The following is a 9748-nucleotide window of genomic DNA, read 5'->3' as shown; positions in this document are numbered from 1 at the left end:
ACCACAGTCAGCCATGCGCGGATCGGATGCCGAAAGGTCAGGCCTTACGCTCGATCGGTGCGGAAAACGGGGCTAGGTGTACATGACCGCGGGCTGTCGGCGACCGTCGTGGCGTGAGAACGGGCCGGCGAGCCCGCTTTGGCGACCCCAAGACGTGAATCGGGATAAGCTGCAACTTCGTTCGACCTTCGCAGGCCGGTAGGAAAGTAACGATGTCGTATCTGGTGGCGGCCCCGGACATGTTGGCAACGGCGGCGACCGAGCTGCAGGGGATCGGCTCGGCGCTTACCGCGGCGACTGCGGCCGCGGCGGCACCGACCACCGCGGTGGCCGCCGCCGGCGCCGACGAGGTATCGACGGCCGTCGCGGCGCTGTTCTCCGCCCGCGCCCAGGCCCAACAGGCGCTCGCCAGGCAGGCGGCGGCGTTCCACGCCGAGTTGGTGCAGACCCTGACCGCCGCGGTCGATGTGTACGCGGGCGCGGAGGCGGCCAACGCCGCGCCGTTACAAAGCCTGGTTCACCACGCGCGAGCCCTGGTTGACGCACCCACCGGGGCGCTCGCGGCAAACCCCTTGGCCGGCAGCGCCGCCCCGAGCCTGTCCGGTGCCGGCTCGGTGGCGCTCATCATGGGTTCCAGCGGCTTTCCGGTACCGCCGACGACCTACCTGAACGCCGTGAACAGCCTGTATATCCAGGTCCTCGACGAAGGTGCCAGCGTATTCCCCTTGACCACGCCCGAGGGGCTGTACCCCAGCACCGGGGTCAACAGTCTGACCTTCAACGCTTCGGTGACGCAGGGCGCGGCCACGCTGAACAACGCCATCCAGTTCTTGGTCGGTGCCGGCAACCACGTCGACGTGTTCGGCTACTCGCAGAGCTCCACGATCGCCTCGCTGGTGATGTCCCAGCTCGCTGCCGAGCATGTCCCCTCCAACGCCGTTTCTTTCATACTCACCGGCGATCCCAACAACCCCAACGGGGGCTTGCTGGAACGCTTCGTCGGCGGGTCCATCCCGAGCTTGGGCGTGACGGCCAACGGCGCGACCCCGAGCGGTCCCTACCCGACCTCCATCTACACCCTCGAGTACGACGGATTCGCCGACTTCCCGCAATATCCGATCGACCTGCTGTCGGACCTCAACGCTTACGCGGGCATCCTTTTCAACCACACCGCATACGCGAACCTGACACCGCAACAGATCTCGGGTGCAACCGACCTGGGCACCTACGGCGAGACCACCTACTACGTCATCCCCAGCCCGAACCTGCCGCTGCTTGACCCGCTGCGGTGGATCCCCTTCGGTAACCCGCTGGCTGACCTGGTGCAACCCGACCTCACCGTCCTGGTGGACTTGGGATACGGCAGCACCACCCAGGGGTATTCCCCCGGGCCGCCGAATGTTCCCACGCCGTTCGGGCTGTACCCGACGAACGTCGGCCCGCTCAACATCGCCACCGCGCTCATCCACGGCGTTCCAGAGGGAATCAACAACGCAATCTTCGATCTGCAAACGGGCCAACTGACCAACGACTCGTCGCTGCAAGGGCTCTTGGATGCGGCATACACCTTCGGCCTCACCCCCAGCGAGCACCCGACGGTGACCCAGCTCTTGGGGGCGGCGGCCACCTACTTCAACGGCGACGTGCCCACTACCCCGATCACCGTGACCTCGTCGCCCGAGGACGTCGTCAACATCCTCACCGGCGTGGCCTCCACGGACGTTTCCACTGTGCTCCCGGTGCTGGACACCGCCCTTGCCGCTGGCTCACTGCCCAACTACGACGCCAGCCTGTTTGTGAGCAACCTTGCGGCCGGCAACCTCGTGGCCGCGGTCGGCGATCCGATCGTCGCGGACATAGCGCTGGCCCCGTTCGTCATCCCCCTCGGTCTGGCCCCCATAGCCGAGGCCCTCGCAACGACCGGTTACGACCTCTTCGGGGGCCTCATCCCGTAATGCGTGCGGCGCGGCCCGAACCCAAGCCCGGACCGGAAGCCCGGCTGGGCGGCGGACGGGGGCACGCCACCGGCATCGTCGCCGGACTACAGCCGCTCTTTGACCGCCGCGGACAGGCGGGCGCCGTCGGCCTTGCCGGCCGCGATCGCGGCGGCCGCCTTCATCACCAGGCCCATCTGCTTGACGCCCGGCCGCTCCCCGATCTCCTCGGCGACCTGGGCGATCGCCGTGTCCGCGACGTCGGCCACCTCGGCCTCGGTCAGCGGCGTGGGCAGGTACTCGTCGATGACCCGACCCTCGGCATGCTCGTTGGCGGCCAGGTCGCCGCGGCCGTTCTCGGTGTAGATCTCGGCGGCCTCGCCACGCTTGCGGGACTCCCTGGCCAACACCTTGATGACGTCGTCGTCGGTGAGCTCTTTGGCCTGCTTGCCGGAGACTTCCTCGGTCTGGATCGCGGCCAGCACCATGCGCAGCGTCGCGGTGCGCAACTTGTCCTGCGTCTTCATCGCCCGGGTCAGGTCCGCCCGGATCCGGGCCTTGAGTTCTGCCATGCCTGGAACGGTACGCGCCACGGCAGCCGGGGAGATTGAGAATTGGCCCGGCCGTCGACAGGATGGAGGCCATGACGAACGACGGGCCCGCCTGCCTCGGCCGCCGCGGCCGCCTCGGCTTCGAAAGCCGCCGGACTTGGTGAACGCGCCCCCGCCCGGCTACGGCCCCCAGTACGGCTACGGCCCCCAGTACGGCTACGGCCCCCAGTACGGCTACAGCCCGCCGTACGGCTACGGCCCCCAGTACGGCTACAGCCCGCCGTACGGCGCCCAGTACGGTCCCCAGTACGGCTATGGCCCGCCGTACCGCCCGCCGGCGGCCGTCAAGCCCGGGATCATCCCGCTGCGGCCGTTGACCCTCAGCGAGATCTTCAACGGGGCGGTCGGCTACATCCGCGCCAACCCGAGGGCCACGCTCGGGCTGACCGCCATGGTGGTCGTGGTCATGCAGATCGTCACGCTCGTCGCCACGCTCGGACCCCTGGCCGCCCTCGGCAGTGTGACCACCCCACCGCCGGGCGAGCTGAGCTCCGGGGTCGCGGGCGCTTTCCTGGCGTCGATGGCCGCCGACCTGCTGATCACGTGGCTGGGCGGCATGCTGCTGTCCGGAATGCTCACCGTGATCGTCGGGCGCGCGGTGTTCGGGTCGACGATCACCATCGGCGAAACCTGGGCCAGGATCCGCGGGCGGCTGCTCGCGCTGCTCGGCCTGGCGCTGCTGGAGGCCGCCGCGGTGGCCACCCTCGGCGGCCTGGTGGCCGTCGCGGCCGCCGTCCTGGCGGCGGTCGACGGCGGGGCCGCCACCGTCGTGTTCGGGTTCCCGCTACTGCTCGGCGTCCTGGCGCTGCTGGTGTACCTGTACACGGTGCTGCTGTTCGCGCCGGTGCTGATCGTGCTGGAGCGGCTGCCCGTCATCGACGCCGTCACCCGATCGTTCGCGCTGGTCCGCAACGGCTTCTGGCGGGTGCTGGGCATCCGGACGCTGACGTTCGTCGTGGCTACCGTCGTCGCGAACGCGATCGGCGCGCCGTTGAGCATCGCGGGCCAGCTGATGGTGGGCCAGGACGCGTCCACTGCCCTCGTGGTCCTCGGCGCCGCGCTCGCCTCCGTCGGGTCGGCGATCGGCCAGATCGTCACCGCCCCGTTCAACGCCGGGGTCGTCGCGCTGCTCTACACCGACCGCCGCATGCGCGCCGAGGCGTTCGACCTGGTGCTGCAGACCGGGGCCGCCGGCGGGCCCTACGCCGGCGCATCCACCGACAACCTCTGGCTGACCCGGCCGCTGTGAGGCCGAGCTAGGACCATTCGACAGTGCCTTCCATCGACATCGACCGCGATGCCGCACACCGGGCCGCGCAGGCCGAACTGGACAAGCCCGTCTATTCCCGGGGTTCGGCGCTGCAGCAGCTGTCCGACTGGGTCAACGAACAGCTGTACCGGCTGCTGGAGAAGACCTCCTCCCTGCCGGGCGGATGGTTCACCGCCGCGGTGCTGTTCATTCTGCTGACGGCCGCGGTGGTGGTCGCCGTCCGCGTCGCACGTCGCACGTTGCGCACCCGCCGCGGTGAGGCCGCGCTGTTCGAGACCACCCAGCTCACCGCGGCGCAGCACCGCTCTACCGCCGAAGACTATGCCGCGCAAGGCGATTGGGCCGCAGCGATCCGGCACCGACTGCGCGCGGTGGCCCGCCAGCTCGAGCAGACCGGTGTGCTCGATCCGGCCCCCGGGCGGACCGCCAACGAGCTGGCCCGGGACGCGGGCGTCACACTTCCCCAACTGGCCGCCGAATTGTTCCGGGCGGCAACGGTATTCAACGACGTCACGTACGGCGAGCGCCCAGGGACCCAGCCGGAATACCGGATGATCGCCGACCTCGACGAGCACCTCAGGTCGCGCTCGTCCGACACGCCGGCGCGGGCCGCCGCCGGCGCCGGCGCCGGCGCCGGCGAATCATGGGCGCGGGTCCGGTGACGGCGGCCTCCGGTACCGCGGCGCAGCGCCGGACCTGGCGCTGGGCGGCGCTGTCGCTGCTCGTCGTCGCGGTCGTCGGCGGCGTCGGCGCCTACCTGACCGCACCACGGTCGGGAGCCCGGATGGACGCGGCGTCGACCGCGCCGGGCGGTGCCCATGCCCTGGTGACGCTGTTGCGCGACAACGGCGTCGAGGTCGTCGTGGCTTCCGACATCGCCGACGTCGAGCAGGCGGCCCGCCCCACCACACTGATCCTGGTGGCGCAGAGCCAGTACCTGACCGACCCGCTGCTCGACGAACTGGCCAGTGCCCCAGGCGATCTGCTGCTGGTCGAACCGACGGCGCGGACCCGCGAGGCGCTGCTGCCCGGCGTGCGCAAGACGCCCGCGCCGAAGGGTTTCGACAGCAGCCCGGACTGCACCCTGCGCGAGGCCGACCGGGCCGGGACGGTGCGCTTCGGGCCGAGCGACAGCTACCGGGCCGACGGCCGGGCCGTGACGAGTTGCTATGGCGGGATGCTGATCCGGTACCGGGACCGCGGCCGGACCGTCACCGCGGTGGGCAGTACCGACTTCATGACCAACAGCGGCCTGCCACAGGCGGGCAACGCCGCGCTGGCAATGAACCTCGCGGGCGACCGGCCACGCCTCATCTGGTACGCGCCGCAGCACATCGAGGGCGAGAACTCCTCCACCACCTCGCTGTTCGGCCTGATTCCGCCCAGCGCGACGTGGCTGGTCTGGCAGCTGCTCCTGGTGGTGGCGCTGGTCGCGTTCTGGAAGGGGCGCCGGCCGGGCCCGCTGGTGGCCGAGCAGTTGCCCGTGGTGGTACGCGCGTCGGAGACCGTCGAGGGCCGCGCCCGGCTGTACCGGTCGCACCGGGCCCGTGACCGTGCCGCCGCGGCGCTGCGCGCCGCCACGCTGCAGCGACTGCTGCCCCGGCTCGGCCTGGGCGCGGGCGCGGGCCCGCCGGCGGTGGTGGCGGCCGTCGCCCGACGCAGCGGCGCCGACGCCGGGCTCGTGGCCTACCGGCTCTACGGCCCACCCCCGGCGACCGACGACGACCTGCTACAACTTGCGCGTGCGCTCGACGACATCGAAAGGCAGGCAACCGGATCGTGACACAAACGACTCCCACCGCTGACTCGGCCCGCGAGGCGCTGCTGGCGTTGCGCGCGGAACTGGCCAAAGCCGTCGTGGGACAGGAGGGGGTCGTCAGCGGGCTGGTGATCGCGCTGCTGTGCCGCGGCCACGTCCTGCTGGAAGGCGTTCCGGGAGTGGCGAAGACGCTGCTGGTGCGCGCGCTGGCGGCCGCACTGAGACTGGAATTCAAGCGGGTCCAGTTCACTCCGGACCTTATGCCCGGCGACGTCACCGGTTCGCTGGTGTACGACGCGCGCACCGCCGAGTTCGTGTTCCGGCCGGGCCCGGTGTTCACCAACCTGCTGCTGGCCGACGAGATCAACCGCACCCCACCCAAGACGCAGGCGGCGCTGCTGGAGGCGATGGAGGAGCGCCAGGTCAGCGTGGACGGCGAGCCCAAACCGCTGCCCGACCCGTTCATCGTCGCCGCCACCCAGAACCCGGTCGAATACGAGGGCACCTACCAGCTGCCCGAAGCGCAGCTGGATCGCTTCCTGCTCAAACTGAACGTCACGCTGCCGCCGCGCGACGCCGAGATCGTCATCCTGCACCGGCACGCGCACGGCTTCGATCCCCGTGACCTGTCCGCGATCAAGCCGGTGGCCGGACCCGACGAACTGGCCGCCGCACGCCGGGCGGTTCAACACGTGCGGGTCGCCGACGAGGTGCTGGGCTACATCGTCGACATCGCGGGGGCCACTCGCACCTCCCCCGCCCTGCAGCTGGGCGCGTCGCCGCGCGGGGCGACCGCGCTGCTGGCCACGGCGCGGTCCTGGTCGTGGCTGTCCGGCCGCGACTACGTCACCCCCGACGACGTCAAGGCCATGGCCTCCTCGACGCTGCGGCACCGCCTGATGCTGCGGCCGGAGGCCGAGTTAGAAGGTGCCACCGCCGACGGCGTCCTCGACGGAATCCTGGCCTCGGTCCCGGTGCCCCGCTAGTGGTCCTGACCGGACGCACCGGCCTGGTCGCACTGCTGTGCGCCCTGCCGATCGCGGTGTCCCCATGGCCGGCAAGGGCTTTCGTGGTTCTGCTGGCGGCGCTGGCCACCGCGGTGGCCGTCGACGTCGGGCTGGCGGCCGGCACCCGGGGGCTGGAGTACACCCGCTCGCAAGACAGCAGCGTGCGGCTCGGCCAGCAGGTGGACGCGGTGCTGACGGTCCGCAACGACGGCCGCCGGCGGTTCCGCGGGCAGATCCGCGACGCCTGGCCGCCCAGCGCCCGCGCGCAGCCGCGCATCCATCCCGTCACCATCGGGGCCGGCCATCAGCTGCGGATCCAGACCAGCCTGCGGCCGGTGCGGCGCGGCGACCAGCGCGCGGCGGCGGTCACGGCCCGCTCGATCGGGCCGCTCGGGCTGGCCGGACGGCAGTCCTCGCGGCCGGTGCCCGGTCGGGTCCGGGTGCTCCCACCGTTTCTGTCCCGCAAGCATCTGCCGTCGCGGCTCGCCCGGCTGCGCGAGATGGACGGGCTGCTGCCCACGCTGATCCGCGGGCAGGGAACCGAATTCGACTCGCTGCGCGAATACGTCGTCGGCGACGACGTGCGCTCGATCGACTGGCGCGCCACCGCGCGCCGCGCCGACGTGGTGGTCCGCACCTGGCGGCCCGAACGCGACCGCCGGGTGGTGCTCGTGCTCGACACCGGGCGCACGGCGGCCGGCCGCGTCGGCGTCGACCCGACTTCGGCCGACCCCGGCGCCGGTCCCACGGGCTGGCCCCGGCTGGACTGGGCGATGGACGCGGCCCTGCTGCTCGGGGCGCTTGCGGCGCGGGCCGGCGACCACGTCGACTTCCTCGCCCACGACCGGGTGAGCCGGGCCGCGGTGTTCGGTGCCTCGCGCACCGAACTGCTCGCCCAGCTGGTCGAGGCGATGGCCCCACTGCAACCGGCACTCGTCGAAACCGACTGGCGCGCACTGGCTTCGGCTCTGGTTGCGCGCACCCGACGCCAGTCGTTGCTGGTGCTGCTGACCGACCTCAACGCGACCGCCCTGCAGGAGGGGCTGCTGCCGGTGCTGGGCACGCTCTCGGCCAGGCATCGCCTGCTGGTCGCGGCGGTCGCCGACCCCCGCGTCGACGAGATGGCCGCCGGGCGCGCCGACGCGGCGGCGGTGTACGACGCCGCGGCCGCCGAGCGCTCCCGCAACGAGCGGCACGCGATCGCCGCCCGGCTGCGCGGCGGCGGGGCGGAGGTCGTCGACGCGGCCCCCGCCGACCTGGCGCCCACCCTCGCCGACCGCTATCTGGCGATGAAGGCGACCGGCCGCCTGTAGTCGCCGGCGTGTCGCGTCGCGAAATTCACGCTCGGCGAGACTCAGACCGTCGGTATCACATCCGGCGCGTCCTCGATGTCGCCGGACTCCCCGGCCTTCGCCGCCCGGCGGCCGAAGTACACCACGTAGGACAGGAACGCGGCCTCGGCCAGCACGCCGATGCCGACCCGCACGACCGTCGGCAGCGGCGACGGCGTCACCAGCGCCTCGATCAGCCCGGACACCAGCAACACCGCCACCAGCCCCACGGCGACCGCCACGACGGCGCGGCCCTGCTCGGCGAGCACCTGTCCGCGCGGGCGGTCCCCCGGCGAGATCACCGACCAGCCCAGCCGCATCCCCGTCGCGCCCGCCAGGAACACCGCGGTCAGCTCCAGCAGCCCGTGCGGGGCCAGCAGGCCGAGCAGGACACCGCCCTTGCCCGCGTTGACCATCAGGCCGGCGATCAGCCCCACGTTCGCGGCGTTCTTGAACAGCACGATCGGGATCGGCAACCCCAGCAGCACCGACAACGCGATGCACTGCGCGGAGACCCACGAGTTGTTCACCCACACCTGCAGTGCGAATGCCGCCGCGGGGTGCGCGCTGTAGTACGAGGCGACATCGTGGTTGACCAATTCGTCGATCTCACTTGGCGTTCCGACCGCCGACTGCACCTCCGGGTTCGTCGACACCCACAACGCGATGGCCGCCACGACGGCGACGAACACCACCGCCGTGCCCAGCCACCACCGCCAGGTGCGGTAGGCGACCACCGGGAAGGACACCGTCCAGAACCGGACGAACGTCTTGCTCAGCGGTGCGTGCGCGCCGGTCACCACCGAGCGCGCGCGTGCCACCAGGCTCGACAGCCTGCCGGTCAGCAGCGAGTCCGACGACACCGAGCGCAGGATCGACAGATGGGTGGACACCCGCTGATAGAGGTCGACGAGTTCGTCGACCTCCGCGCCGGTCAGCGACCGGCGCCCCTTGACCAGCCGTTCCAGCCGGTCCCAGGCAGCGCGATGGGTCAGCACGAATGCGTCGACGTCCACCCTGGGCAGGGTACCGTTCGGTGTTATGTCGGAGGTGGTGACCGGGGACGCCGTGGTGCTCGACGTGCAGATCGCCCAGTTGCCCGTGCGGGCCGTGAGCGCGCTGATCGACATCGCGGTGATCTTCGTCTGCTACGTGCTGGGACTGCTGCTGTGGGCCGCCACCCTCACCGAGTTCGACAGCGCGCTGACCGCCGCCATCCTGATCGTCTTCACGGTGCTGGTGATCGTCGGGTATCCGCTGGTCTTCGAAACCGCCACGCGGGGCAGGTCGGTCGGCAAGATCGTGATGGGCCTGCGGGTGGTGTCCGACGACGGCGGCCCGGAACGGTTCCGGCAGGCCCTGTTTCGCGCGCTGGCGTCGGTGGTGGAGATCTGGATGCTGGCCGGCAGCCCCGCGGTCATCTGCAGCGTCTTGTCGCCGCGGGCCAAACGCATCGGCGACATCTTCGCCGGCACGGTAGTCGTCAGCGAACGCGGGCCCAGGGCGATGCCACCGCCGGCGATGCCGCCGTCGCTGGCGTGGTGGGCGTCGTCGCTGCAACTGTCGGGCCTGGACGCCGGACAGGCCGAGGTCGCGCGCCAATTCCTGTCCCGGGCAACGCAACTCGATCGCGATCTGCGCCTGCGAATGGCGTACCGGATCGCCGGCGACGTCGTGTCGCGCATCGCGCCGCCGCCCCCGCCCGGCGCGCCGCCGGAACTGGTGCTCGCCGCGGTCCTCGCCGAGCGGCACCGTCGCGAACTGGCGCGCCTGCGCCCGACGGGTCCCCCGCCGCCGTGGGGATACGGCCCGCCGGCCGCCCCCCGGGCGCAGGCG

General features: G+C 71.6%; 9 protein-coding genes. 7 read left to right on the top strand and 2 right to left on the bottom strand.

Going from position 1 to position 9748, the window contains the following annotated elements:
• Positions 1-212: 212 nt before the first annotated feature.
• Positions 213-1955: a PE family protein gene (locus tag FPZ47_RS24535; protein WP_144956303.1), complete on the top strand. Its 1743-nt coding sequence runs from the start codon at positions 213-215 to the stop codon at positions 1953-1955.
• 86 nt (positions 1956-2041) lie between these two features.
• Here FPZ47_RS24535 and FPZ47_RS24530 read toward each other — a convergent pair whose 3' ends face one another.
• Positions 2042-2506, bottom strand: coding sequence for a GatB/YqeY domain-containing protein (locus tag FPZ47_RS24530; RefSeq protein WP_144956306.1), 465 nt, complete (start codon positions 2504-2506; stop codon positions 2042-2044).
• Here FPZ47_RS24530 and FPZ47_RS24525 point away from each other — a divergent pair.
• The 5 genes from FPZ47_RS24525 to FPZ47_RS24505 are packed head-to-tail and all read left to right on the top strand — an operon-like array spanning position 2505 to position 7894.
• Positions 2505-3794 (top strand): DUF7847 domain-containing protein, encoded by a 1290-nt coding sequence (locus FPZ47_RS24525; protein WP_168209556.1) that lies wholly within the window; start codon positions 2505-2507, stop codon positions 3792-3794. The genes FPZ47_RS24530 and FPZ47_RS24525 overlap by 2 nt on opposite strands.
• Before the next feature lie 23 nt (positions 3795-3817).
• On the top strand, positions 3818-4477 hold the full coding sequence (locus tag FPZ47_RS24520; protein ID WP_144956309.1) for a DUF4129 domain-containing protein: 660 nt from the start codon (positions 3818-3820) through the stop codon (positions 4475-4477).
• A complete protein-coding gene (locus FPZ47_RS24515; RefSeq protein ID WP_144956313.1) occupies positions 4459-5598 on the top strand; it encodes a DUF4350 domain-containing protein in 1140 nt (379 codons plus the stop codon). The genes FPZ47_RS24520 and FPZ47_RS24515 overlap by 19 nt, the downstream gene beginning before the upstream one ends.
• Complete coding sequence (locus FPZ47_RS24510; protein ID WP_168209555.1) at positions 5595-6560, top strand: AAA family ATPase; 966 nt, start codon at positions 5595-5597, stop codon at positions 6558-6560. The genes FPZ47_RS24515 and FPZ47_RS24510 overlap by 4 nt, the downstream gene beginning before the upstream one ends.
• On the top strand, positions 6560-7894 hold the full coding sequence (locus tag FPZ47_RS24505; RefSeq protein ID WP_144956319.1) for a DUF58 domain-containing protein: 1335 nt from the start codon (positions 6560-6562) through the stop codon (positions 7892-7894). Before FPZ47_RS24510 ends, FPZ47_RS24505 begins: the two co-directional genes overlap by 1 nt.
• Positions 7895-7935: 41 nt before the next feature.
• On the opposite strand, the gene FPZ47_RS24500 is transcribed toward FPZ47_RS24505, so the two are convergent.
• A complete protein-coding gene (locus FPZ47_RS24500; RefSeq protein ID WP_144956322.1) occupies positions 7936-8928 on the bottom strand; it encodes a stage II sporulation protein M in 993 nt (330 codons plus the stop codon).
• A gap of 25 nt (positions 8929-8953) precedes the next feature.
• Between FPZ47_RS24500 and FPZ47_RS24495 the strand changes: the two genes are divergently transcribed.
• Positions 8954-9748: RDD family protein (locus tag FPZ47_RS24495; RefSeq protein WP_145039653.1), on the top strand; the 795-nt coding region annotated here is incomplete at its 3' end.

Origin of the sequence: Mycobacterium helveticum (genome assembly GCF_007714205.1) — a bacterium.
GTDB lineage: Bacteria > Actinomycetota > Actinomycetes > Mycobacteriales > Mycobacteriaceae > Mycobacterium > Mycobacterium helveticum.
The sequence above is the reverse complement of the archived record's forward strand: the minus strand, read 5'-3'. Positions and strand labels throughout refer to the sequence as shown.

What these genes read in the sequence shown, in the direction of transcription:
- FPZ47_RS24535 (WP_144956303.1), top strand. Translation starts at nt 213, where the DNA reads ATGTCGTATCTGGTGGCGGCCCCGGACATGTTGGCAACGGCGGCGACC.
- FPZ47_RS24515 (WP_144956313.1), top strand. Translation starts at nt 4,459, where the DNA reads ATGGGCGCGGGTCCGGTGACGGCGGCCTCCGGTACCGCGGCGCAGCGC.
- FPZ47_RS24525 (WP_168209556.1), top strand. Translation starts at nt 2,505, where the DNA reads ATGCCTGGAACGGTACGCGCCACGGCAGCCGGGGAGATTGAGAATTGG.
- FPZ47_RS24530 (WP_144956306.1), bottom strand. Translation starts at nt 2,506, where the DNA reads ATGGCAGAACTCAAGGCCCGGATCCGGGCGGACCTGACCCGGGCGATG.